Annotated in this window: 22 protein-coding genes; 14 read left to right on the top strand and 8 right to left on the bottom strand. The window is 73.0% G+C overall.

Translation table 11 applies throughout. From position 1 onward, the window contains the following. Positions 1 to 20: 20 nt before the first annotated feature. Positions 21 to 785: a sugar isomerase domain-containing protein gene (locus ABT247_RS06235; RefSeq protein WP_350738742.1), complete on the bottom strand. Its 765-nt coding sequence runs from the start codon at positions 783 to 785 to the stop codon at positions 21 to 23. Positions 786 to 1,006: 221 nt separating this feature from the next. On the opposite strand from ABT247_RS06235, the gene ABT247_RS06230 reads away from it, so the two are divergent. Next, positions 1,007 to 1,699: an iron-dependent transcriptional repressor DtxR gene (locus tag ABT247_RS06230; RefSeq protein ID WP_350738740.1), complete on the top strand. Its 693-nt coding sequence runs from the start codon at positions 1,007 to 1,009 to the stop codon at positions 1,697 to 1,699. A 404-nt stretch (positions 1,700 to 2,103) separates the two neighbouring features. Here the strand turns inward: ABT247_RS06230 and ABT247_RS06225 are convergent, their stop codons facing one another. Continuing rightward, positions 2,104 to 2,808 carry a bifunctional DNA primase/polymerase gene (locus tag ABT247_RS06225; RefSeq protein WP_350738737.1) on the bottom strand — a complete coding sequence of 235 codons (705 nt, stop codon included), beginning with the start codon at positions 2,806 to 2,808 and terminating at the stop codon, positions 2,104 to 2,106. 306 nt (positions 2,809 to 3,114) lie between these two features. On the opposite strand from ABT247_RS06225, the gene ABT247_RS06220 reads away from it, so the two are divergent. Both ABT247_RS06220 and ABT247_RS06215 read left to right on the top strand, forming a co-directional pair. Next, positions 3,115 to 4,491 carry an NsdA family TPR-like regulatory protein gene (locus ABT247_RS06220; RefSeq protein ID WP_350738735.1) on the top strand — a complete coding sequence of 459 codons (1,377 nt, stop codon included), beginning with the start codon at positions 3,115 to 3,117 and terminating at the stop codon, positions 4,489 to 4,491. Positions 4,492 to 4,677: 186 nt separating this feature from the next. Continuing rightward, the gene (locus ABT247_RS06215) at positions 4,678 to 5,829 is read left to right on the top strand and encodes a hypothetical protein (protein ID WP_350738732.1); all 1,152 of its coding nucleotides are present in this window, start codon (positions 4,678 to 4,680) and stop codon (positions 5,827 to 5,829) included. 206 nt (positions 5,830 to 6,035) lie between these two features. Here ABT247_RS06215 and ABT247_RS06210 read toward each other — a convergent pair whose 3' ends face one another. Continuing rightward, positions 6,036 to 7,340, bottom strand: coding sequence for an ABC transporter substrate-binding protein (locus tag ABT247_RS06210; RefSeq protein WP_350738730.1), 1,305 nt, complete (start codon positions 7,338 to 7,340; stop codon positions 6,036 to 6,038). A 173-nt stretch (positions 7,341 to 7,513) separates the two neighbouring features. On the opposite strand from ABT247_RS06210, the gene ABT247_RS06205 reads away from it, so the two are divergent. Both ABT247_RS06205 and purU read left to right on the top strand, forming a co-directional pair. Further along, a complete protein-coding gene (locus ABT247_RS06205; RefSeq protein ID WP_350738727.1) occupies positions 7,514 to 8,029 on the top strand; it encodes an SCO4402 family protein in 516 nt (171 codons plus the stop codon). A 105-nt stretch (positions 8,030 to 8,134) separates the two neighbouring features. Further along, entirely contained in the window at positions 8,135 to 9,010 is an 876-nt protein-coding gene (purU, locus tag ABT247_RS06200) for a formyltetrahydrofolate deformylase (RefSeq protein ID WP_392898606.1), read from the top strand. A 114-nt stretch (positions 9,011 to 9,124) separates the two neighbouring features. Here the strand turns inward: purU and ABT247_RS06195 are convergent, their stop codons facing one another. After that, complete coding sequence (locus ABT247_RS06195) at positions 9,125 to 10,420, bottom strand: zf-HC2 domain-containing protein (protein ID WP_350738722.1); 1,296 nt, start codon at positions 10,418 to 10,420, stop codon at positions 9,125 to 9,127. Next, the gene (locus tag ABT247_RS06190; RefSeq protein ID WP_350738719.1) at positions 10,417 to 11,142 is read right to left on the bottom strand and encodes a sigma-70 family RNA polymerase sigma factor; all 726 of its coding nucleotides are present in this window, start codon (positions 11,140 to 11,142) and stop codon (positions 10,417 to 10,419) included. The genes ABT247_RS06195 and ABT247_RS06190 overlap by 4 nt, the downstream gene beginning before the upstream one ends. Positions 11,143 to 11,839: 697 nt before the next feature. Between ABT247_RS06190 and ABT247_RS06185 the strand changes: the two genes are divergently transcribed. Further along, on the top strand, positions 11,840 to 12,313 hold the full coding sequence (locus tag ABT247_RS06185) for an ATP-binding protein (RefSeq protein WP_350738716.1): 474 nt from the start codon (positions 11,840 to 11,842) through the stop codon (positions 12,311 to 12,313). Positions 12,314 to 12,702: 389 nt separating this feature from the next. Here the strand turns inward: ABT247_RS06185 and ABT247_RS06180 are convergent, their stop codons facing one another. Beyond that, positions 12,703 to 13,707 (bottom strand): GlxA family transcriptional regulator, encoded by a 1,005-nt coding sequence (locus ABT247_RS06180; RefSeq protein WP_350738713.1) that lies wholly within the window; start codon positions 13,705 to 13,707, stop codon positions 12,703 to 12,705. Positions 13,708 to 13,965: 258 nt separating this feature from the next. On the opposite strand from ABT247_RS06180, the gene ABT247_RS06175 reads away from it, so the two are divergent. The 4 genes from ABT247_RS06175 to ABT247_RS06160 all read left to right on the top strand — a co-directional run bounded on the left by ABT247_RS06175 (position 13,966) and on the right by ABT247_RS06160 (position 17,596). Continuing rightward, a complete protein-coding gene (locus ABT247_RS06175) occupies positions 13,966 to 15,252 on the top strand; it encodes an MFS transporter (RefSeq protein ID WP_350738710.1) in 1,287 nt (428 codons plus the stop codon). Positions 15,253 to 15,387: 135 nt separating this feature from the next. Continuing rightward, the gene (locus ABT247_RS06170) at positions 15,388 to 15,915 is read left to right on the top strand and encodes a GNAT family N-acetyltransferase (protein ID WP_350738707.1); all 528 of its coding nucleotides are present in this window, start codon (positions 15,388 to 15,390) and stop codon (positions 15,913 to 15,915) included. Between the two features lie 115 nt (positions 15,916 to 16,030). Then, positions 16,031 to 16,375, top strand: a complete 345-nt coding sequence (locus ABT247_RS06165) for a DUF4229 domain-containing protein (RefSeq protein ID WP_350738704.1) — start codon at positions 16,031 to 16,033, stop codon at positions 16,373 to 16,375. A 249-nt stretch (positions 16,376 to 16,624) separates the two neighbouring features. After that, on the top strand, positions 16,625 to 17,596 hold the full coding sequence (locus ABT247_RS06160; protein ID WP_350738701.1) for a LacI family DNA-binding transcriptional regulator: 972 nt from the start codon (positions 16,625 to 16,627) through the stop codon (positions 17,594 to 17,596). A 272-nt stretch (positions 17,597 to 17,868) separates the two neighbouring features. On the opposite strand, the gene ABT247_RS06155 is transcribed toward ABT247_RS06160, so the two are convergent. After that, the gene (locus tag ABT247_RS06155; protein WP_350738698.1) at positions 17,869 to 19,077 is read right to left on the bottom strand and encodes an MFS transporter; all 1,209 of its coding nucleotides are present in this window, start codon (positions 19,075 to 19,077) and stop codon (positions 17,869 to 17,871) included. Between the two features lie 463 nt (positions 19,078 to 19,540). On the opposite strand from ABT247_RS06155, the gene ABT247_RS06150 reads away from it, so the two are divergent. Beyond that, positions 19,541 to 20,881, top strand: a complete 1,341-nt coding sequence (locus ABT247_RS06150; RefSeq protein WP_350738696.1) for a dicarboxylate/amino acid:cation symporter — start codon at positions 19,541 to 19,543, stop codon at positions 20,879 to 20,881. A 655-nt stretch (positions 20,882 to 21,536) separates the two neighbouring features. After that, positions 21,537 to 21,905: a hypothetical protein gene (locus ABT247_RS06145; RefSeq protein WP_350738693.1), complete on the top strand. Its 369-nt coding sequence runs from the start codon at positions 21,537 to 21,539 to the stop codon at positions 21,903 to 21,905. A gap of 123 nt (positions 21,906 to 22,028) precedes the next feature. Here the strand turns inward: ABT247_RS06145 and ABT247_RS06140 are convergent, their stop codons facing one another. Then, positions 22,029 to 22,958: an NsdA family TPR-like regulatory protein gene (locus tag ABT247_RS06140; protein WP_502892393.1), complete on the bottom strand. Its 930-nt coding sequence runs from the start codon at positions 22,956 to 22,958 to the stop codon at positions 22,029 to 22,031. Between ABT247_RS06140 and ABT247_RS06135 the strand changes: the two genes are divergently transcribed. After that, positions 22,896 to 23,174, top strand: coding sequence for a hypothetical protein (locus tag ABT247_RS06135; protein ID WP_350738793.1), 279 nt, complete (start codon positions 22,896 to 22,898; stop codon positions 23,172 to 23,174). The two genes, ABT247_RS06140 and ABT247_RS06135, sit on opposite strands and share 63 nt — an antisense overlap. 452 nt (positions 23,175 to 23,626) lie before the next feature. Continuing rightward, a complete protein-coding gene (locus tag ABT247_RS06130; protein ID WP_350738690.1) occupies positions 23,627 to 23,920 on the top strand; it encodes a hypothetical protein in 294 nt (97 codons plus the stop codon). Positions 23,921 to 24,236 lie beyond the last annotated feature (316 nt).

Genomic DNA, 24,236 nt, shown 5'->3' with positions numbered 1-24,236 from the left:
TGGCCGCCTCGGTGGGTGCCTCAGTAGGTGTAGAGGATGCGCTCGGCGTTCCGGGCCATCTGCTCGGCGTTCCACTCGGTGCCGCCCGGGACGTTGCCGGAGCGGAACAGCGGCGGGGCGGGGGCGTCCCCGGCGGCGGCCCGGTCGGCCAGCCGGCCGACCGCTGAGGCGACCACGGCCTGCATCAGCGCGCTGGTCACGATGGTGGAGACGGGCCCGAAGGAGGTCTCGGCGCCGGGGTGGGTCAGCTCGCCGTCGCCGACCGCGACCTTGCTGTCCAGCACCACGTCGCAGTGGTCCTTCAGGTAGTCGCCGGAGGGGTGTGCCGAGGGCACCTCGCCCGGGTACGCCAGGGAGGTCACCCCGATCACCGTGAGGCCGCGGTCCCGGGCGTGCCGGGCCAGCTCCACCGGCATCACCTGGCGGCCGGACAGCGAGACCAGGAAGAGCAGGTCCCCGGCGGTCGCCGGGGTGAGGTCCAGGGTGGCGGTGGCCAGTCCGGAGACCCGCTCCAGGGCGCTGGCCAGCGGGGCCGGCATCATCGTCACCCCGGCCATCCCGGGGACGTTCAGCAGGTTCACCGGGACCAGCCCGCCGGCCCGGTAGACCACGTCCTGGGCGGGCAGCGAGGAGTGCCCGGCGCCGAAGGTGAACACCCGGCGGCCCTCGGCGACCGCCTCGGCGAGCAGGGCGGCGGCGGCCTCGATGGCGTCGGCCTCCTCGTCGCGGACCCGCCTCAGGTGGTCGATCGCGGCGTCGAAGTACCTGCCGACCAGGTCGTCCATCGGTTGCCTCCGCTCTCTGCCGGTGGGGGCGCCGGCCGGGTGGGACGGCCGGGGTGGTCCAGACCGCCAGTGGAGAAAGCTACGGCGAGCACGGTCGCGCCCCGGCGGCACCGCTGTCAACAGGAACGAAAACGGGCACCGGAAGCCCCCGGGCGGGCCCGGTTGTCGGTGCGGTACGTCAGAATTGGCGGTGAGGACACCGAAGAACGGAGCCAGCGGCGATGTCTGGGCTGATCGACACCACTGAGATGTACCTTCGCACCATCCTGGAACTGGAGGAAGAGGGCATCGTCCCGATGCGCGCCCGGATCGCCGAGCGCCTGGAGCAGAGCGGTCCCACGGTCAGCCAGACAGTCGGCCGGATGGAGCGCGACGGCCTGCTCCAGGTCGCGGGGGACCGCCACCTCGAACTCACCGAGGAGGGCCGCCGGCTCGCGGTGCGCGTCATGCGCAAGCACCGCATCGCCGAGTGCCTGCTCGTCGACGTGATCGGCCTGGAGTGGGAGCAGGTGCACGAGGAGGCCTGCCGCTGGGAGCACGTGATGAGCGAGACGGTCGAGCGCAAGGTGCTCGCCATGCTCGGCCACCCGACGCAGTCCCCGTACGGCAACCCGATCCCCGGCCTGGACGAGCTGGGCGACACCAAGGCCGAGGGCGAGGGCTTCGACGCCGCGCTCGTCCCGCTGGACACCGTCAAGCCGGGTGACGCCGGGGCCGACGTGGTGGTCCGCCGGATCGGCGAGCCGATCCAGACGGACAGCGAGCTGATGAGCACCCTGCGCCGGGCCGGCGTCCGGCCGGGCTCCACGGTCAAGGTGAGCACCGGCGTGGCCGGGGTGCTGGTCGGCACCGGGGACAACGCGGCGGAGCTCGGCAAGGACATCGCCCAGCACGTCTTCGTCGCCCAGGCCTGAGCCCGGCCGGCGCCCGCACCGACGATCAGGGCCCGCTGCTCCCCGTGCAGCGGGCCCTTCCCGTCCTCCCCGGCTCCCTCCCGTCCCCTCCGCTCCCTCCCGTCCCTCCCGGTTCTCCCCTCCACCGCCTCGCCCGGCTTCCCCGTCCGAGCGACCCTTCCGGCGTCCCCACACACCGCAATTCCTCCCCTCGGCCGATCATGGCAATCCTTGAGCGCTGTCACTCGTCCGAGGGGCTTCTCCGGTTGACCAGCGGGTAGACCGGGGTCTTATCCGCACATGCGTGTGACGGGCCCCGCCTCCGGTGGGAGACAAGGCCCGTCACTCGTGCGCGTGGTCCCGCGCGGCGCACGCCCTCACCCGATCGGGCGCAGGGCGGCAGGTTCCGGGGCGGTTCCGCGGGGTCAGACTCCGGCCGGTTGGACGACCTGGTCCCGGTGCGCGGGGGCCTCGCGGCCGCAGGCGTAGGCGAGCGGGCTGATCAGTTCCGCGGCGTCCGGCAGCCAGCGGTTGAGCGCGGAGGGGGAGCGGGCCCACTGGGCGTAGCCGGTGGAGCCGACCCGGGAGGGCGGGGCGATCGTCCAGTCCCCCTCGCCGCGGGCGACCAGGTCCAGCCGCCCGGGCGGCCAGCCCAGCTTGCGGAGCATCTCCGGCAGCTTGGCCGCGACCCCGGGCAGCACCAGGAAGTGCAGCCGCCGCCCCACCCGGCCGGGCGAGGCGGGCAGCACCACGACCGGGCCGAGCTGGAGGTCCATCCGCTCCATCCGGGCCAGTGCCAGGCACCCGGCGGTCTCCGGCACGTCCAGCACGTCGAAGGACCGGCCGGTGGGCAGCAGGATCGAGGCCTTGGGCCGTTCGGTCCACCAGCGCCGCACCGCGCCCGGCCCGGCGCTCGCCTTGCGGGCCCAGTCCGCGTCCAGCGGGTGGGCGCCCGGCAGCGCGCAGCGCGGGTCGCCGCAGGAGCAGCGGGCGGGTCCGTCGCCGTCGATCAGCCAGGCGCCCGGGGCCACCTCCCAGTGGCGGTTCTCGGCGTAGCCGACGGCTTCGATCAGCAGCGGGGGCAGGCCGGCGTTCTTGTCCTGGCCGGGGGCGTCGGGGGTCTCTTCCACGGGCTGCTCAACTACCGTGCGTGAGGCTGGTTACGGCCCTGGGAGCCCCGGTCGGGTGCATCCGGGCAATGTCACCCGAACCGGTGACTCGACCGAGTTGGGGCGGGCGGAGCCCGGCGCAGCGGGGGCGCACGGAAGCATTTCCCAGGGCGCGTGGGGGGTGCGGCCCGTCACCGTGGGTATCCCGCTGGCGTTGCTGATCGCTAACCTGGTGTCAGATTCCTTGGACGGTCGGACAGTCGGCAACAGATCAGCAGAATCGTCGCCCGCCGGCCAGGGCCGGAGGGTGTGGGGAGGCGAAGCCCAATGGCCGCGAGACCACTCGTCGCACGACAGCCCAACGAGCGTCTGCAGCAACTGATCCAGGAGGCCAGCTGCTCCAACGCCGGTCTGGCCCGCAGGGTCAACCTGTGCGGCGCGGAGCACGGACTCGACCTGCGCTACGACAAGACCTCCGTGGCCCGCTGGCTGCGCGGGCAGCAGCCGCGCGGGCAGGCTCCGGCCGTGATCGCCGAGGCCCTGGGCCGCAAACTCGGCCGCAGCGTGTCGGTCGAGGAGATCGGCATGGCCGACGGCAAGAACCTCAGCTCCGGCATCGGGCTGCAGTTCGCGCCGACCCTGAACGCCGCCCTGGAGCAGGTGTGCGAGCTGTGGCGCAGTGACGTCGGCCGGCGGGACTTCCTGACCGGGGCGACGGTCGCCGCGTCCGCCCTGGTGGAGCCCAGCCGGGACTGGCTGATCACCCCGCCCGACCCGGTGGTGGCCCGCACCGGCGGCCCGCGGGTCGGCCCGACCGACGTGGCGGCGGTCAAGGCCACCACCGCGATGCTGGTCGACCTGGACCACCGCTTCGGCAGCGGCCACGTGCGCCCGGTGGTCGTCCACTACCTCAACTCGGTCGTCTCCGGCCTGCTCGGCGGCGCCTACCGGGAGGAGACCGGCCGCCAACTGTTCGCCGCGGTGGCCAGGTTGACGGAGCTGGCCGGTTACATGGCGGTGGACACCGGACAGCCCGGGCTGGCCCAGCGCTACTACATCCAGGCCCTGCGGCTGGCCCAGGCCGCCGACGACCGCGGTTACGGCGGGTACGTGCTGGCCGCCTCGATGAGCCACCTGGCGGCCACCCTCGGCAACCCGCGGGAGATCGCCCAGCTGGCCCGCGCCGCCCAGGAGGGCGCCCGGACGGTCGCCACACCGACGGCGATGGCGATGTTCTACGCCGCCGAGGCCCGCGGCCACGCCCTGCTCGGCGACGCCCGCTCCTGCGAGGCGGTGTCGGCCAAGGCGCTGGAGATGATGGAGAAGCGCCGCCCGGAGGACGACCCGGACTGGATCGCCCACTTCGACGACGCCTACCTCGCCGACGAGCTCGCCCACTGCCACCGGGACCTGGAGCAGGCCGGCCAGGCCGAGCACTACGCCCGCCGGGCGCTCGACCTCCACCCGCCGACCCGGGTCCGCCGCCGCGCGGTGGACCTGGTGCTGCTCGCCACCGCCCAGCTCCAGCAGCGCGACCTCGAGCGCGCCTGCGAGACGGGCACCCAGGCGGTGCGGCTGCTCAGCGGGCTGCGCTCCAACCGGGGCGTGGAGTACCTGGACGAGTTCCGGCGCCGGCTGGAGCCCTACCGGGAGCAGCGGGTGGTGCGCGAGTTCCACGCCCGGGCGGACGCGGAGGCGGCCTGACGGAGAGCAGGAGGCGGACCAGAGACCGTCTGTGCAGGGAGCGTGTGGGATTGTCCCGCCCACGTGGTCACCCGGTGAGGCGAACCGGTAGCGTGGGCGCGACGTCCAAGGAACTGTGATGCTCCCAAGAACCGACGAGATGTGGTCCGCCGTCAGCGCGCGGTCCGGCCCAGGTGAGGAATCGCGTTGAGCCAGCGCCGCTCGTACCCCAACTCGGGGGACTTCAACCTGGACGACCTGTTCCGCCCCGAGCCCGGCCAGCCCCAGGGCCAGCCGGGCCAGCCGCAGGGTCAGCCGGGCCAACCGCAGGGCCCCACGGCCGTGCCGCCGGTCGGGCAGCCGTCCGGGCAGCCGGAGTACCTCGGCGAGGGTGCGCACACGATGCCGCCCCAGGGCGTCCCGGCCCAGCAGCCCCCGTGGGGCGCCGCACCGCAGCAGGGCTACGGCGTCCCGCAGCCCGAGGCCCCGGAGACCCAGCACCTGCCGCCGTACCCGGCCGCCGACCCGCGCGGCGGCTACCCCGCGCAGCAGCCCGGTTACGGCGTCCCGCCGCAGGCCGCGCCCGGGTACCAGGGCTACGCCCCGCAGCCTCAGCCGCAGCAGCCGGTGTACCCCGCGCAGGGCTACGGCGAGGAGGCCCGCGGGCACGGGCCGGACCCGGACGCCACCCAGGGCGGCGGGTCCCTCCGCGGCGGCCGCCCGTCCGGCAAGCTGATCATCGGCGGTGTGGTGGCGGGCTGCGCGGCGGCCGGCGTGCTGGTCGCCGTGCTGATGAGCGGTGGTGGCGACACCAAGGGCGCCCAGAAGACCACCCCGGTGGCCGCGGCCGGCAGCAGCGCTTCCGGCAAGGGGAGCGCGAGCGGTTCCGGCGCCGCGGTCGACCCGGAGGTCAAGGCCCAGGCCCAGCCGCTCTCGGACCTGCTGGGCACGGCGAGCGACAGCCGCAGCTCGGTGGTGTCCGCCGTCACCTCGGTGCAGAAGTGCGACAAACTGCCCGAGTCGCAGCAGGCCCTGGCCGCGGCGGCCGGCAAGCGGCGCGAGCTGCAGACCAAGCTCGGCCAGCTGAAGACCGACAAGCTGCCCGGTGGCCAGCAGCTGGTCGACCAGCTCAACGCCGCCTGGACGGCCTCGGCGCAGGCCGACGACGAGTACGCGGCCTGGGCGACCGACGCCCAGTCCTCCTGCGACCCGAAGAAGCCGGACACCGGCAACCAGCACTACAAGAACGCCGTCCAGGCCAGCGGCACGGCGACCACCGCGAAGAAGCAGGCCTCGACCCTGTGGAACGCGATCGCCACCCAGGCCGGGCTGCCCAGCCGCAGCGACGGCGACCTGTAGGGGCGGCGGCCTGTAGGGCGGCGGCCGTCCGGGAGGGCGGCCGTAGGGCGGGCGTCGGGGAGGGCGGCCGTAGGGCGGGCGTCGGGGAGGGCGGCCGTCCGGGAAGGTGCCGTCCCCGCGGCGGCCGTCCGGGAACGGGGCAGGGCGGGCCCGGAAGGACCCGCCCGTTCGCGCCCCGCTGCGGTCGGGCCGGGGTCGGGCCCGGGTCAGGCCGGGGGCCGGCTCCCGGTGAGCACCCAGCGGATGTCCACGAAGCCCGGCTGCTGCAGGGTCATCCGGCCGTTCCTGACCACCTGGTAGGTGATCCAGGTGTTGACCAGCCGCGGCGACTCGGTGCTGGGCAGCATGTTGGTGGTGCCCCAGTTGAGCGGCGGGGTGAGGCCGACGTCGATGCCCTCGCCGCTGTCCAGCAGTGCGGCGATCGACTTGGCGGTGGTCGGCTTCCCGGCCGCCGCCAGCTTGTCGTCGACCGCCCGGAACACCTCGTAGGCGACCCAGGTGGTCTGCACACCCGGGTCGGAGACGTCGATGGTCTGGCCGCCGGTGGTGTCGGCGCGCACCACCCCGCGCAGCCCGTCCCAGGTCTTGGCCGACTCCGGCGGGTACCAGCTGGCGACGAACGCGCCGGCCAGCGGGCCGCTGTCCCCGCCGGTGGAGTCGACCACCGACTGCTGCACGCTGCCGATCACCGAGGCGATCCGGGTGTTCTTCGGGGACAGCCGCCGGTAGGCGTCCAGCAGGTTGCCGGTCGGTTCGGCGGCCATGGCACTGGTGACGCAGTTGCCCGGCTCGTCCTTGCCGATGGCCTTGCGGGCCACCGGCGTGTAGTCGGAGGACTGCTCGGGAGCCTTGACGTCCAGCAGCTTCATCCCGGCCGGCTTGAGCGCGTTGCCCAGGTAGCCGAGCAGGCTGTCACCGGCCGGGGTGTCCGGGCGGATCAGGGCGACGGCCTTGCAGCCGGCCTCGACCAGCTGGCGGCCGCTGCCGGCGATCAGCGCGGGCATCCCGCCGTCCACCGGGTAGGACAGCGGGCTGGAGAACTCGGGCTGGGAGAGCCCGTACCCGCCGATCAGCGGGATGCCGGCGCGTTCCAGCACGGGCATGAAGGCGTCGCCCCACTGGCTGTAGGAGCCGACCACGGCGACCGCCTTGGCCTCCACCGCCTGCTGGGCGCAGGCCTTGGCGCCGTCCGCGGTGTTGTGCTCGTTGCAGGTGATCACGTTCAACCGGTGGCCGTTCAGGCCGCCCTTGAGGTTGACGTCCTTGCCGATCGCCTGGGCGAGCGCGGTCATCCCGGGACGGTTCGCCGAGCCGGTGCCGGAGGGGGCCCAGGTCATCACGGTCAGCGCGTCGTCGGTGGTGGAGGCACCGGCCGGTCCGCCGCACGCGGAGGCCGAAAAGAGGGCGGGGAGCAGTGCCGCGGCGCTCACCGCGGCGGCGATCGGGCGCCGGCGACGGCGGCGGCGGACGATCGCGGGACGATCCTGGAGCGAGTCCCTTCGGCTGGTCATCGGTCTTCCCTCTCTGGGCGCCATCCGGCGCACCGGATCCAGCCAAGCCCCGGAGCCACAAGGCGAGAGGGCCGAAGTGCGAACGAACGGCGAACGGAAGCTGAAATCCGATGCGGTACGCGTGTAGATCGGGAGTGGAGTACGAACGGACGGGGAACGTACGATCGTCGACCATGTCCGCCAGCACAGATTCTTCGCATCGGTCCGCCCGAAACCCTTCTCGTCCGGGCCACCGCTCCAGCACCATGGGCGGCATGCCGCTCAACGACCTGCCCTGGTGGCGCTGGCGCGCCCGACTGCGCTCGGCGCTGCACATGCTGTCCGACCCCGGCTTCCAGCAGGAGACCTGGCTGGCCGGCCGCGAGGGGTACGGGGACGTGACCGACGCCGTCTACCGCCTCGTCGAGGACACCTGGCTGGACCGCTGGTCGGCGGAGAAGTACGTGGGCACGATCTTCCGGGACTCCGCCGAGGCCGCCCTGGTCGACGTCGCGGTGCTGCGCGCCGTGCAGACGCTGCACGAGGTCGGCGCGGACGCCCCGGCCTCCGCCTACCTCGGCCACCCCGGCTGGCCGGAGACCGTCCGGGCCGCCCGGGAGGCGCACGTCGCGCTGGCCGTCGGCGACGGGGACGACCCGGACGCGGCGCCCAAGTCGCTCGAAGTGCTGCGCATCCTGACCCAGGTCTGAGGCGCTCCGGCGGGCAGCGCCGTCCCGCAGTACGGGCAGCGGGGCGGCGACTGTCCAGGATGTGACACGCTGGACCGTCCACAACCGCAACGACCTCAGGACGGGATACCCCCAGTGGAACAGCAGCCGGCCAGCGCCCAGTACGTCCTCACGCTGTCCTGCCCCGACAAGCAGGGCATCGTCCACGCTGTCTCCAGCTACCTCTTCATGACCGGTTGCAACATCATCGACAGCCAGCAGTTCGGGGACGGGGGCAGCGGCCTGTTCTTCATGCGGGTGCACTTCTCCGCGTCCGAGCCGGTGACCGCCGACAAGCTGCGGGCCAGCTTCGCCGCGATCGGCGCCTCCTTCGGGATGGACTGGCAGATCCACCCCACCGACCAGCGGATGCGGATCATCCTCATGGTCAGCAAGTTCGGGCACTGTCTGAACGACCTGCTCTACCGCACCCGGATCGGCGCGCTGCCGGTGGAGATCGCTGCGGTGGTCTCCAACCACACCGACCTCCAGGACCTCACCGAGAGCTACGGCATCCCCTTCCACCACATCCCGGTCACCAGGGACACCAAGGCCGAGGCCGAGCAGCAGCTGCTGGACCTGGTCGCCAAGGAGGAGGTCGAACTGGTCGTGCTGGCCCGCTACATGCAGGTGCTGTCCGACCGGCTCTGCACCGAGCTGTCCGGCCGGGTGATCAACATCCACCACTCCTTCCTGCCGAGCTTCAAGGGCGCCAAGCCGTACCACCAGGCGCACGCCCGCGGTGTGAAGCTGATCGGCGCCACCGCGCACTACGTCACCGCCGACCTGGACGAGGGGCCGATCATCGAGCAGGAGGTGGCCCGGGTCACCCACGACGTCAGCCCGGACCAGCTGGTCGCGCTCGGCCGGGACGTCGAGTGCCAGGCGCTGGCCCGCGCGGTCAAGTGGCACAGCGAGCACCGGGTGCTGCTGGACGGCACCCGCACGGTCGTCTTCGCCTGACTGCTGCTCCACGGCGCGCCGCTCTTGCGGTGCGCCGTTCTTGCGGTGCGCCGTTCTTGCGGTGCGCCGTTCTTGCGGTGCTGCCGCTTCACCGTCGGGACAGGAGCTGCCGCTTCACCGTCGCGACAGCAGCGGCAGCGCGTGCAGCACCTCGCGCACCGCGGCCCGGTCGCCGTGCTCGCCGACCGGCAGCCGGTCCGGGTCGCGGTGCGCGGCGGCCAACTGGCACAGCTCCAGGCCGTCCAGGACCATCGAGGCCACCGGCTCCCCGCTCGCCGGACCGGTCTCCTCGGCGTCCAGCGGCACCAGCCACTCACCCGCCGCCGGGCCGTCCACCACCAGCCGCAGCCGTCGGCCGCCCGCGGCGGCGCCGATCGGCGGGCCGCCGACCGAGGCCACCGGCGCCCCGGCGTGCTCGGGGCGGGCCGCGCGCAGCCCGGCCAGCGCCCGGGGCAGCAGCCGGACCACCAGCTCCACCATCTGCCGCAGGTGCTGCGGAGCCGGCGGCCCGTACGGATAGGCCACCGCGCGGGCCACGTCCTCGCCGTGCACGTAGCACTCCAGCGCGCGGTCCACGAAGGCGTCCCGCAGCGGCAGCACCGCGAAGCCGAGGTCGACCGGGGCCCCGCCCTGCGGGGCGAGCGCGGCGCCGCGCACCAGGTCGTGGGTCTGCCGCCGCCACCTGGAGCGCACCGACTGCGGGGGCAGGCCGGCCTGGTCGGCGAGCAGCCGGGCGGTGCGCGCGGTGATCGCGGTGTACGGGCCGCCCTGCGGCGGGACCCGCGGCGCCGGAGCGACCGGCTCCTGCGGCGGCACCCGCCGCGCGACCGGCGGGCGCGACCCGGCGGAGCGGGTGGTGGGCGGCCCGGCGGAGCGGATGGTGGGCGGCCCGGCGGGGGAGGCGCCGGTGGCGGTCGCGGCGGCGTCCGCGGTGGGGGTGCCGATACCGGTGGACAGCGGGTCGGGCAGGCCGAGGGCGAGCGCCAGCACGCCGTCCACGGCGGTCAGCCGTCCCAGCACCTCCGCCGGGCGCAGCCGCTCGGTGCCGCCGTGCCACGGGAGTTCGGCCACCTCCTGCCACTCCTCCGGGCCGAGGTCGCGCAGCAGCGCGTCGAGCTTGGCGGTCTCCGCCGTGTACGGCATTCCCCAGGCGGGGACGGGCAGTTCGGCCGGGCGACGGGCCAGGCACCAGTCCAGCACCTGCTGACGCAGGGTGCCGGGCTGGTCCAGCGGTTCGTCGAGGGAGAGCCAGCCGGCCGCCTCGCGCAGTCGGGCCGCCTCGGTGGCGCACTCCGGGCAGCGGGACAGGTGCTGCTCCAACTCGGCGGCCTCGTGCGGCGGGCAGGCGCCGAGGGACCAGGCGCCGAGCAGCGAGCGCAGCGCGTCGTGGTGCTCCTCGGAGGTGTTCACCCGTTCCCGTCCTCGTTCCTGCCGCGGTCCTTGCCGCCGTCCTTGCCGCGGTCCTCGCTGCCGTCCTTGCCGTGGTCCTCGCTGCGGTCCTGACCGGCGCGCCGGTCGGGGGTTCCGTCGGTCGGCCCGTCGGTCGGTCCGTCAGCCGCCTCGCCGGTCGGTCCGTCAGCCGCTTCGTCAGCCGCTTCGTCGGCCAGTTCGGTGGCCAGCAGTTCCAGCCCGAGCCGCATCCGCTGCTTGGCGGCCTGTTCGCTGATGCCCAGCAGTCGGGCCGTCTCCTGGTAGGTGCGGCCGTCGTAGTACGTCACCGCGATGGTCTCACGCAGGGGCCCGGGCAAGGAGTCGACCACGTACTGCACGCGCGCGGCGGTGGCAACGGCGCGGATCTCCTCCTCGCTCGCGCCGGCGCCGCCGCCCCTGGTCCACTCGGCGGCCCGCCGGGCCCGCAGCCGTTCGACCGCGCGGCGGTGGGTGAGCGCGCCGAGCCAGGAGCGCAACGAACCCTGGGCCGGGTCGAAGTCCTCGGGGTGTTCCCAGACGTGGGCGAACACCTCGCGGGTGAGCTGGGCCGCGGACCCCTGGTCGGCGAGTATCCGGCCGGCCAGGCCGTGCACCATCGGCGCGAGCTGGTCGTAGAGTTCGCCGAGGGCGGTCTCCTCACCGCGGGCGAGGCGCCACCGCAACTGTTCGTCCCAGCGCGGGTTCCGGTCCTGGGTGGCCATCGGGAACCACCCTTCCGACCGGTCCGCTGGCGTTACCCAACGGTATCCCGCGGCCGGTCGCCGGCGGGAGGGAATCCGGCAAGAACGGAACCCCGCCTTGCGGATGGTCCGCCCCGGAACGCGGGCGGACGGCCGGAGCGTCCGGCGGGGCGCCCGGAGGCGGGTGTCGGAGGCGGGGCGCCCGGTGGCCGGTCATCCGGAGGCGGGGCATCCGGCGAAGGGCGTCCGGCGGTGGGGCTGTTCGAGGCCCGCTGGACATATGTCGTACGGGTGGTTCGCGAGTGGCGGGCCGGGCGCGGGGGTCGTCCGGCGGTAGGTTCCCGCCAGGGCGTGTCCGCGGCGGACCGGCGGAGGCGCCCCGGGTGACGGCCGGTCGGACCGGGCCGGGCGAGCGCCGGTGCGAGGCTCGCGAGAATGAACGGGACAGTATGCACTGCCCCGTCCCCCGATCGCCGGAATATGCCCGAAGCCCTTGCTGCCGTCCGTCCGCCCACCCATCCTGAGGCGTATTCGTGTCGCGCCGCTGCGCGGCCGGCGAGTTGGCGCGGACGAGTGGGCGCCGGGCGGACGGGTCGGCGAGCACCCGGCCGGGCCCGGGTGGCAACGGGCGATGTGCGAGGGCCGTCGGCCGGTCGATCCGGGCCCGACCCGGCCCGATCGGGACGACGGCCGAACTGCGAGTGCGGGTGGTGGAGCGGTGCAGGTTCTTCAGGTACAGCTTGCGGTGCAGGCGGACCCCGCCGAGGTCGGCCGGGCCCGTCGGTGGGTGCGCTCGCGGCTGCTGAACCACGGTGTGGACCCGGACGCGCCGATGGCCGAGACGGTGGTGCTGGTGGTCTCGGAGCTGGTGACCAACGCCGTGGTGCACACCGGCTGTCCGGCCGTGCTGCGGCTCTGCCTGCCGATGGCCGGTGACGCGGCGCAGCCCCGTCCGGCCGGCCCGCTGCGGGTGGAGGTGGCCGACGCGAGCCGGACGGCCCCGGCCCCGCGGCACGCGGGCGCGGACGAGGACGCCACCAACGGCCGGGGTCTGGAACTGGTCGAGTTGCTCTGCGAACGCTGGGGCTGGCACCCGGACGGTACGGGCAAGCGGGTGTGGTGCGAGATCGGTGCCGATGCGCGCCCGGCGGACCCGTTGGCGGGCGCGGACTGGGCGGCTTTGGCGCAATAACGGCTTTCGGCACGGTAGTCGGCCGGTGCTGATCACCGGCCGAAAGGTGACGCAACCATTCCGAATTTCGGACTACCCATTGACGTGACGTATCCGACTGATCACGCTTGGGTGCGGCTCTCCGTTGCGAGGGGACGCCGAGGGAAGTCCGTCCGCCGCCACGGTGCTGCTGTCCAGGGGGAACGCGTCAGCAGAAGGGGCCGTGGGCTGCCGGTCGCGGGCCGTTCCTCGGCGAGTGCGGAGGGCCCGGCGCGGGCTCGCGGCCCGCGCGTCGCGATCGGACGGTGGCCCGCCGCGCCGCGCTGGGGGTGCGCGCGGCCGGCTGCCGTCCGGGTGCGACCGGGAAGCGTTCACTTCCGGCCACCCGTCCGTCCTTTCCCCGGCGTCACTCAGGAAGCGCGTCGCACGGCCGGCCCGGTGCCGCCGGCCGGCACCGTCCGGAAGGTGCGCCGGTAGGCGCTCGGCGCGACGTCCAGGCGGCCGCGCAGCTGCATCCGCAGCGACGCGGCGGTGCCGAACCCGGACTCCCGGGCCACCTGGTCGATCGTCAGGTCCGTGCGCTCCAGCAGCTGGCGGGCCCGCTCGGTGCGCTGGGTGGTGATCCACTGGCCCGGGCTGGCGCCGGTCTCCTCCCGGAACCGCCGGGTGAAGGTCCGTACGCTCATGCCCGCCCGGTCGGCGAGCTGGCGCAGCGACAGCGGCTCGTCCAGGTGCTCCAGCGCCCAGGCGCGGACGGCGGTGGTGCTGAGGACGCCCGTCTCCACCGGGCTCGGGGCCTCGACGTACTGCTTCTGGCCGCCCTCCCGCCACGGCGGCACCAGGCAGCTGCGGGCCACCGCGTTGGCCACCGCGCTGCCGTGGTCGCGGCGCACCACGTGCAGGCAGAGGTCCACCCCGGCGGCCACTCCGCCGGAGGTGAGGACGTCGCCGTCGTCGGTGTAGAGCACGTCCGGATCCAACTTCACCTGCGGGTACATCCGGGCGAAGCGGTCGGTGTAGCTCCAGTGGGTGGTGGCCGGCCGGCCGTCGAGCAGACCGGCCGCGGCCAGCAGGAAGGAGCCGGTGCAGATCGACATCAGCCGGGTGCCCGGCCGGATCCGGCGCAGCGCGGCGGCCAGTTCGGGGGTGAAGGCGGCGTCGACCACGCTCGGGGAGGTGTCGCGGGAGGCCGGCACCACCACGGTGTCGGCCCGCTCCAGCAGTTCGGGGCCGTGGTCGACGGCGATCCGGAAGTCCGTGCTGGTGCCGACCGGGCCGCCGTCCACCGTGCAGGTGGCCACCTCGTAGAGCGGCTGCCCGTCGCCGTCCCTCGCGCTGCCGAAGATCCGGGCGGGGATGCCGAGTTCGAAGGCGATCACGCCCTCCAGCGCGAGTACCGCGACCAAGTGCGCCATGTCCTGTCCTTCCGGCGGTGGGTGGCTCCGGGCCAGGGTACGCCGGAGTCGTGGCCCGATCCTTGCGAAAGCTGTCATTCAGGCCACTCGTCCGGGCGCCGGCCGCTCGGGACACTCGTCCCCGTGACCGAACGCAGCGTCCCCGCCCCCACTGCTCCTGACCGTCCCGGTCCTGACCGGGCCGTTTCCGACCGGGCCGAGGCCGATCGGGCCGTTTCCGACCGGTCCGAGGCCGACCGGCCTGTTTCCGACGAGCCCTTGGCCGACCGGCCCGTTCCCGCCAAGCGCCCCCGGGTGCACTACGCCTGGGTGGTGGCCGGCGTCGCCCTGCTCGTCCTGCTCGGCTCGGCCGGCTTCCGCTCCACGCCCAGCCTGATGATGGACGCCCTGCACAACGAGTTCGGCTGGTCGCTCGGGACGATCTCCAGCGCCACCTCCGTCAACCTCACCCTCTACGGCCTCACCGCGCCCTTCGCCGCCGCCCTGATGGACCGGTTCGGCGTGCGCCTGGTGGTGGTCTGCGCCCTGCTGACCATCTCGGTCGGCGCCGGACTCACCATGCTGATGCGCCAGCCCTGGCAACTGGTGCTCTGCTGGGGCGTGCTGGTCGGCCTCGGCAGCGGCTCGATGGCCGGCGCCTTCGCCACCACCATCACCGGCCGCTGGTTCCAGGCCCGTCAGGGCTTCGTCACCGGGGTGCTGACGGCCGCCGGAGCGGCGGGGAACCTGGTCTTCCTGCCGGTCGGCGCCTGGCTGGTCGAGCACCACGGCTGGCGCGCCGCCGTGGTCGTGGTCTCGCTCGCCGCCTGCGCCGTCGCCGTGCCCGTGCTGCTGCTGATGCGCGAACGGCCCGCGGACATCGGCCTGTTCCCGTACGGCGCGACCGAGGCGCCACCCGCCCCCGCCAACGGCGGCCGCGCCCTGGCCCGTTCGCTGCGGGTCCTGCGCGACGCCGCCCGCACCCGGCAGTTCTGGCTGCTGGCCGGTTCCTTCGCGATCTGCGGCGCCACCACCGTCGGCCTGGTCGGCACCCACTTCATCCCGGCCGCGCACGACCACGGCATGCCGGTCACCACCGCCGCCGGCCTGCTCGCCCTCATCGGCCTGTTCGACGTGGCCGGCACCGTGTTCAGCGGCTGGCTCACCGACCGGGTCGACTCCCGGCTCCTGCTCACCGTCTACTACGGGCTGCGCGGCATGTCGCTGCTCCTGCTGCCGCAGCTGCTCGCCGGCTCGCTCGAGCCGCCCATCACCGCCTTCGTCGTCTTCTACGGCCTGGACTGGGTGGCCACCGTGCCGCCGACCGTCGCGCTGTGCCGCCGCCACTTCGGCGAGGACGCCCCGATCGTCTTCGGCTGGGTGCTGGCCGCCCACCAGATCGGCGCGGCCGTCGTCGCCGGGCTGGCCGGCCTGGCCCGCGACGCGCTCGGGAACTACGACCTCACCTGGTACGGCGCCGGCGCGCTGTGCGCGGTCGCGGTCGGGCTCTGCCTGGCGCTGCGCACCGGACGCCCGGCGGAGCGAGCGGTGGCCGCACTGCCGTAGGGCTGCGGCCTGCCGGTGGTGGGCGCCTGGTCGTGGGCACCAGTCCAGTGAACGGTGTCCGTCCGGTGAACGGTGTCCGTCCGGTCGTGCGGGCTGTTCGCCGGTGTGTTCGATCGGAGGTCTAGGCTCCGCATCATGGCGCTCACCTTCACCCTGGACCCGAAGCTCGACCCCGATCTGCGCACCGCCGTCGTCCGGCTGTGGACCGACGTGACCAACGCCGGCGGCGCGGTCGGCTTCGTGGCGCCGGTCACCGAGGACGAGGTCTGGGACACCGCCGACCGCCAGTTCGCCGGGATCGCCCCGGACGGCCCCGACCGGCTGCTGGTCGCGCACGACAGCGCGACCGGCCGGCTGGTCGGGATGCTGGTCTTCGCGTCGATGCGGTTCGAGCCGATGGCGCACTGGCGGATGCTCAAGCGGGTCATGGTGCACCCCGACCACCAGGGCCTCGGCCTGGGCGCCCGGCTGCTCGCCGAGGCCGAGCGGGTCGCCCGGGAGTGGGGTCTGGAATCGCTGCGGTTGACGGCGCGCGGCGGCATGGGCCTGGAGCACTTCTACGCCCGCAGCGGCTACCGCGAGGTCGGCCGGGTGCCGGCCGCGATCCGGGTCGCTCCCGGTGACGACCGCGACGACATCACCATGTGGCTCGACCTGCGCTGATCCGGCCCGCCGGACGGCCGCGGCAGCCGGGTACGGCGGACCCCTGACCCGCTCCCGCCGTCAGGCATGCTTGACTGGAGGACCCGCCGGCCCGAAACGAGAAGGAAGTGTCCCAGTGAGCAGCAACGGCCCGCAGAAGTCGCACGCCACGCTCCGCTACACCTCCATGCGGGTCAGCATCTTCCTGGGCTGCCTGCTGGTGGCCCTGCTGCTCGGGCACTTCCAGGTCATCCCGGTCAGCGGCGAGGCCGGAGTGATCTTCCTGTTCCTGCTGGCCGCGGTCGCCTCCGCGCCGCTGAGCTACGTGCTGCTGAGCAAGCAGCGCGACGAGATGTCCTCGCAGATCTCCTCCAAGGTCGCCGGGCTGCGCAGCCGCACCGCCGAGCGGATCGCCGCGCAGAACGCCGCCGAGGACGCGGTGGACGACGCGACCCGCGCGGCCACCGCAGGCCGGAACTGACCCGGCTCGCAGCGCCGCCGCCCGCCCGTGCCGCCCGCTGATCCCCGCTCCGCCGATTCCGACGTCGCCGATTCCGACATCGCCGGTTCCCGTGCCGCCGGTTCCCGTGCCGCCGGTTCCCGTGCTGCCGGTTCCCGTGCCGCCGCCGAGCGGCCCGCTGACGACGAGCGGCCCGGTGACCGTGACCGGCCCGGCGGGAGCGGGGCCGGGACGTGGCCGGCTCCCGTACGCCGCCCCACCGGGCGGGACGTGGCCCGGCTCGCCGGGGTCTCGCAGGCGACCGTCTCGCTGGTCTTCTCCGGCGCCGAGGCCGGGCGGCGGGTCTCCGAGGCCACCCGCCAGCGGGTCCGGGAGGCAGCCCGCAGCCTCGGCTACCGCCCGCAGGCGGCCGGGCGCCAGCTGCGGCTGGGCCGCAGCGGAATGATCATGCTGGCCGTGCCCAACCTCCAGGGACCGTTCTTCGGCCGGGTGCTGGAGGGCGTCCACCACGAGGCCGGCCGGCACGGGCTGGCGGTCGTGGTCAGCTCGGGCTGGGGCAGCGCCACGCTCGCCGAGGCCGCCACCGCCGGGCGCTTCGACGGCCTGCTGATCTGCTCCCCGGACGACAGCCAGCTGGGCGAGCTGCCCGCCGACACCCCCGCCGTCTTCCTGGATGCCGATCCCGGCACCGACCGGGCGCGGCCGACCGTCGAGCTCGACGTGGCGGGCGGCATGCGCGCGGCCGTCGAGCACCTGGCCGCCCTCGGCCACCGCAGGATCGGCCACCTGCGCTCCACCCACGCCGCGTACACCTTCCGGGTCCGGCAGGCGGCCTTCGAGCAGACGGTGCGCGAACTCGGCCTGGACGTCCTCGAGTTGGGGGTCAGTCTGAACGAGGGGTACGCCGCTGCGCGGAGCGTCGCGGGTCAGCTGCTGGAACGGGAGGACCGTCCGCGCGCGGTGATCTGCGACGACGACGTGGTCGCCTCCGGGGTCTACCAGGCCGCCGCCGAGCGGGGGTTGCGGGTGCCGGACGACCTCTCCGTGGTCGGCATGGACAACGTCGCGGTCTCCGGACTGCTCGCGCCGCCGTTGACGACCGTGGACCTGCCGGGCGAGGAACTGGGCCGGGCGGGTGCCGCCGCCCTGGCCGGGCTGTTGCGCGGGGAGCGGGTGGAGCCGGTCGCGCCGCTGGCCACCTCCCTGGTGCTGCGCTCCTCGACCGCCCCGGCTGCGCGCTGAGCACCTCGCCGGGTGGTGCGTCGTCCTGGTCGGTCGGGCAGATGACCCGGCTGGCCCGACTGGCTCTGCGGACCCGGCTGTCCCGGCTGACCTGCCGGCCCTGCGGACCTGGCTGACCCGGCTGTCCCTGCGGACCCGGCTGTCGCCGATGGCGCGCTGAGCCGTGGCGTGAGCGTTCGCGGGGACGCCAGGGGGCCGTCGCCGTCCCCGGCTGACAGGACTGCGCCCGCCGGGCCAGACCCCCGGCGGGCGCAGTCGCTCGTGGGGGCCGCTCAGCCCACCGGGACGGGCTGCGGCGCCGCCGTGACCGGGGTGGTGCGGAACGAGCCCCGGGCGGCGAACAGCAGCAGGCCGCCGAGTGCGATTCCCCCGGCCGCGCAGAGGGCCACCGAGCGGAGCGAGCCCTCGGCGAGGTGGCCGGAGACGGCGTAGCCGAGCGAGTTGCCGGTGGCGAACAGGGTCACCAGCCAGGCGAAGGCCTCGGTGACCGTCCCGGTCGGCGCGAGTTCGGCGACCAGCACGAAGGCGGCCGCCAGCAGCGGGGCGAGCACGATCCCGGAGAGGAAGGCCAGCGCGGCCATCGGGTACGGGCCGGGCAGTGCCACCAGCGGAAGGTAGGAGGCGGCCATCGCGAGGGCCATCATCCAGGTGCGGGTCGCGGTGGTCCGGCGCCAGTTGACGGCGCCGTAGGCCAGCGCGCCGAGCAGGCCGCCGAGCGCGGCCAGGGCCAGCAGCGTGCCGCCGCCACCCGGCAGCCCGTCGGCGTGCCGCTCGGCGTAGGCGATGAACAGCACGTTCTGGGCGCCGACCGCCCAGCCGGCGCCGGCCAGCCCGATCAGCAGCAGCACCAGGCCGGGGGAGCGCAGCGGACCGAGCAGTCCGGCGGAGTGCCCACGGGCGGGGGCGCGCCAGTCGCGGGCCGGTCCGGCGGTGGCCACGATCAGCGCGCCGGCCAGTCCGAGCCCGGCGGCCACCCAGAGTGCGGCGACGGGGCTGAACAGGCCGGAGATCCCGGCGACGGCCAGCGGTCCGGCGACGTAGAGGACCTGCTGGGAGGCGGAGTCGAAGGCGTAGGCGGTGTCGAGCTGCTCCTCGTCGACGACGTCCGGCCAGAGCGAGCGCAGGCAGGGCTCCAACGGGGGCATGGCGAGGCCCGCGACGGCGGCGCCGAGCGGCGCGGCGAGCGGGGAGGCCGGGGCGAGGGCGAGCAGCGCGTACCCCCCGCCGGCCACCACGGCGGAGACCAGCAGGACGCGCGGCTGGCCGGTGCGGTCCACGATCCGTCCGAGCACCGGCCCGCCGACGGCGGCGGAGATCGCGTAGGCGGCGGTGGCCAGCCCGATCCGGCTGTACGGGACGTCGGCCTCGCGCAGGGCGAGGGCGATCACCAGGGCGGTCATACCGGCGGGCAGGCGGCCGAGCAGGGTGCCGAGCAGGAGTCGGGTGACGTGCGGGGCGCGGAGCAGGGCGAGGTAGCCCATCGGTGGTGTTCTCCCGGTCAGGGCAGGGGAGGGGGCGGGGACACCGGAAGGTTATACGTATAACTGCGCCCGGTCAATCCGCCCCGGGATCAGAACTGATGGGGCGTCAGGTTCGTTCGTGTCCGGAGATCGCCGGCGAGGGGTGGCCGGTTGTCGCCCGATCTCAAACAACTACTTTGAACATCTCAAACCTTTACTGCTAACGTATCGGCCGTGACCACCTCAGACGCACTGCGGATGCACGGCCCGGGCCCGCTGCCCGGCGCCGCCCGCCCGTGCGCTCTGACCGGTGCTGTGGACAGCCCGCGCCGTTGTCGCGCCACGCCCCGTGCCGGCTCGAGCTGTATCTCGGCGGCACGCCCCTGAACGGGGTCCGCGACCTCTCCCGTCCGGCCCCCTGCCGTGCCGCCTGCTCAGCCCACACCCCACCGTCAGCAACGCCCTCCCCCGGAGTCGCACCCCCATGTCCACAGCGCCCGAGGCGACCTCGTCGCCGTCCGTGCTCACCCGCATCCGCAAGACGCCGTTCTGGGTGCAGATCGTCGCCGGCCTCGTGCTCGGCGTCGCCCTCGGCTACCTGGCCCGCGCCGCCGACATCTCCTGGCTGGCCACCACCCTGGAGACGATCGGCAAGATCTTCGTCCAGCTGCTGAAGCTGGCCGTGCCGCCGCTGGTGTTCACCGCGATCGTGGTGAGCGTCGCCAACCTGCGGGGCGTCACCAACGCGGCGCGCCTGGCCACCCGCACCCTGCTCTGGTTCATGATCACTTCGCTGATCGCGGTCGCCATCGGCCTGGGCCTGGGCCTGCTGACCAACCCGGGCCAGGGCACCAACCTGAAGACCGAGGGCCTCAAGGCGCTCGACTCCCAGGGCAGCTGGATCGACTTCCTGACCGGGATCTTCCCGACCAACATCGTCGACGCCTTCGTCAAGGTGAACGTCCTGCAGATCGTCTTCATGGCGGTCGTGGTCGGCGCCGCGATCATCAAGCTCGGTGCCAAGGCTGAGCCCGTCCTCAAGCTCAGCGAGTCCGTGCTGGAGCTGACCCAGACCGCCCTGTGGTGGGTCATCCGGCTCTCCCCGCTCGGCACCCTCGGCCTGATCGGCAAGTCCGTCGCCAAGTACGGCTGGGACCTGCTCAAGCCCTTCGCCACGCTCACCCTCGACATCTACGTCGGCTGCGCGCTGGTGCTGTTCGTCGTCTACTCGCTGCTGCTGCGCTTCGCCGCCGGCCTCAACCCGCTGCACTTCTTCAAGGGCGCCTGGCCCGCGATCCAGCTGGCCTTCGTCTCGCGCTCCTCGGTCGGCACCCTGCCGGTCACCCGCCGCGTCACCGAGCGCCTCGGCGTCCCCAGCGAGTACGCCTCCTTCGCCGTTCCGTTCGGCGCCACCACCAAGATGGACGGCTGCGCCGCGATCTACCCGGCCGTCGCCGCGATCTTCGTCGCCCAGGTCTACAACATCGACCTCGGCATCAAGGACTACGTCCTGATCGCCTTCGTCTCGGTGGTCGGCTCGGCCGCCACCGCGGGCCTGACCGGCGCGATCGTCATGCTGACGCTGACCCTGTCCACCCTGGGCCTGCCGCTGGAGGGCGTCGGCCTGCTGCTCGCCATCGACCCGATCCTGGACATGATGCGCACCGCGACCAACGTCGCCGGTCAAGTTGTAACGCCGATCATCGTTGCCGCCCGTGAGGGCATCATCGACCGCACGGCGTATAACAACCCGACGGGTGACCTGCTGGACGAGCTGGCCCCCAGCCCGGCGCAAACCCCTGCGAAGGCAGCCACTGCAGCCTGACAAACCGACACCTAAAGCCCTGTCTCGGCCCGCCGAGGCAGGGCTTTAGGGAGTGGGGCGCGAGTCGAGAGGCTACCGGGTGCACTGCCTACGCTGTGCACTTCCGCTCGGCCGATCCGTTACTTTGTGTGCGGTGACTAGATGGCTGGTGGCAAAGCTCCTACGATGAGATGTGTGAGGCATTTAAGGAGCTGGCTATGGAACCATGGAGCGTGGCCGTTGCTTCCTTCCTCGTGTCGGCTTCCGCCGTACTTCTTGTGCGGGGCTTGAGCCATCGCAGAGCGCATCTTGCGGAGGCTGATCTAGAGGCGGAAAAATTGCTTGTGGCGAACCCCCCGTTGCCTCCCCTTCCGGAGCTTTCGGAAGAAGTCCGCCGCGAATTGTATAGTAATTCTGGCAGAGATGGTTTTGATGTACCGACCATCCCCGTGGGGCCGGACGCGGATGCGGCTTCTCTCCGGATTCATGACGGGCTGACAAGGCTTTTTATTAGGCTTGGGTCACCGCCGGACTCCCCGGCTCCTGGAAGGCCTGAGGCAGACGGAAGCCCGCCTACTCATGAGGGCTGGCCTGAGGGTGGCGAGGTCCCTTGGCCGGCTGGAAAGCATAAAAGTTAGGGGGAGTCGTGCTAGAGCAAGGGCGCCCTGACTTCCCGTTGGCTCTCGAAATTGCCAAGGCGTGGGCGGGTCTGCCGATTGAAACTTTCCAGGCGGCACTTGCAGCGCTTGAGCCCCAGCTAGTTCGCGAGCATGACCTTAGAATTCTCGAACAGCGGCGAATCGAGCAGGAGGGTCAGAGAAAGCACCGGCTGGCCGCTATTGGACTTTTTATCGGGTCTATAATTGCGATTATCTCAATTGGGGCAGCAATCTACTTCGGAATATCGCAAAACTTTTGGGCGATGGCTTTGGTTTTGGGCCCTACTGCATTTGTGATGATCAAGGTATTTGTCCTGCGCAAGAGTGATCCCGAGGATGCAAGGGCTCTTACCGCGGTCTTTAAGGGTGTGGGGCGGGCCGGGTAGTGGGGTTGCCGGTCGCGCGGTCCAAGCTGGTACGTCGTTGCAAGTAGGCATCCGATGGCTTGGGTACGAGGCAACGGGGCCCTCTCCCAAATTGGAAAAGGCCCCGTCTCGTCATCGACTGTCTCAAGCGGCGAGCAGTTCCCGGGCCCGGTCGTTGAAGTCTGCCACCAGGGCGTGGCGACCGAACGGGACCATCTGCTGCTTGAGGTTCTGGACGGCCTCAATCGCCCGGGACGATTTGACCTGACTGGTGAGAGTGAGGGTTCGCAGCCCGGCCGCGTGTGCGGCTTCGAGGTCCCGCCGCTGAAGGTGGGACACCGCGAGGGCCGCTTGGGACATCGCTCCGCGACGGGCCCGCTTCTGGGCGCGGGCGTGGTCGATCGACAGGCGGGCGTACCTCTCAGACTCGGCGGCGTCGCCGATGTCCTGGAAGGTGTGCGCGTGCTCGCCGTTGAGGTAGGCGGGGTCGATGAACCGGGCCCACTCCGCCTCGTTGTCGAGCTGGACGTTCTCGTAGGCCTGCTCCGAGGCGACGATCGCGTGAGCCGCGGCGCGCTTCTCGCCGAGCTTGGCGAGTGCACGGCCTTCGAGGGCCCAGAGGTCGGCCAGGCACGCGTCCGATTCGGGGGTCTTGGACAGCCCTGCACGTCCGGCCTGGGCGAGTCGACGGCCCTCGTCCGGGTGGCCGAGCAGTGTGGCCTGATCGGCCATGCCGGCGAGCACGTGGGCGCCGAGCGCCACGTTTCCGGACTCCTCGGCCAGACGGAGGGACTGGATCAGGTACCGCTGGGCCGGTCCGTGCTCGCCGTTGTCGTAGGCCATCCACCCGAGCAGGTAAGTCTGCTCAGCAGCCGCCTCGCACAGCGCGCGGCGGACGTCTTCGGTGTAGGTCTGCCGCAGTAGCGGGAAGACGTGCTCGTTCATGTAGGCGGCGGACCGGGCGCGGACCTGGCCCTGGCAGCCAAGGATCCGGAGACGGGAGGAGCCGTCGTGTACCCGTTCCCCGTGATCGTGGAGGTCCGGGGGGTGACGGCGCCCGCGCGGTTCAGCCAGTTGCCGGATGCGATGGCCGCGCTTCTGAAGACGTTGAGTGCGCTGCCGCTCAGTCCGGACCAACAGGGGTACTTTGCGGAGCTGTTCGGACCGTCGTCGGTGCAGGCGATCGGGCACCGGCTCGCGACGCACGGAGAGGTGCGGGCGCTGGCCTTCCTTGACCTGACCCCGACGGTGGTCCGGCTGTATCCCCTCGCCCTCAGGACAGCCCAGTGATGCGGTACCTGCGGACGTGGTGGGACCGGGCCTCGACCTGGTGGCTCCTGGACGGCCAGTTCGCCTGGCTGGTGCGCGTCATCTCGCCGGGACGCCGAGCCGTGTACAGGGATGTGGCGCAGTGGTGCGCTGAGCCGGGATTCCTTGAGGGCTGCCGGACGGACCTGATGCAACGGATCTACCTGGACAGGACCGGAGGACGATCCGCTGGTCGGCCTGAGTGAGGCGGTGCTGTATCGGCGAATCTTCGGTGTGACCCGAAGGGGCCGGCGTTGCCCGGTAAGGCCTGACTTGATCAGGAACAACTGAAGACGTGCCGGACCACCCCGTGACCTTGGCGGGGATGGGGTGGTCCGGTGGGTCGGAACCCGATGCCGATGGTATCGGGCTCCTCGGCATGTCCGTGCACGGATGAGCTGTTTCGGTTGCGGATCAAGGGAGTTGAAGCGCTGTTGGACGGGGACGACGACTTCGGTGCGGAGTTGGCGGCGAGCCTCGACCCGGACTCGTGGGTGTGGCTGCCGGGCGTGGACTACGCGGCCGGGTGGAGAGCTGCGCGGCGGACGGCGGACGAGCTGAACGGACTGCTGGGCTTGTGCGGTGTGGAGCGCACCGCCCTCCGGGCGATTGCCGACACCGACGCCCAAGGCAGGCCGGTGGTCCGCCTGGAGGGCATCGCCGAAGGGTGGCTGAGCCTTGAGGAGCTGCTGTGTCTGGCGGCGCAGGCGCGGCGGGCGGGCGCCTGACCACGGCTGGCGGGGGGAAGCTTTGGGCGGTGTCCTTGCGGGGTTGGGGTCGGGCATGGTCGGGGGGCCGTAAGCTGCTGCGAACTCGGTCAGGGCTTTTGGGCCTGACCGCAATGTGACCGAGTGGCCCCCCGTCCTTGCCCGACGCGGGCCCCGGCCCGGCAAGGTGCGTAAAGCTTCCCCCCGCCGGCCACCAGCCACCGCGCGGCAGCGAACGGGTCTGCGCACCTCCCGGCTTCCAGTGGTGAAGCATCCCTGGGCGGCCCAGCCGCCCGGCCCGGAACGGCCGCGAGGCCGCATGCCCGGCCGGGGCGGC

This window comes from Kitasatospora sp. NPDC001539 (genome assembly GCF_040298565.1).
Lineage (GTDB): Bacteria > Actinomycetota > Actinomycetes > Streptomycetales > Streptomycetaceae > Kitasatospora.
The sequence above is the reverse complement of the archived record's forward strand: the minus strand, read 5'-3'. Positions and strand labels throughout refer to the sequence as shown.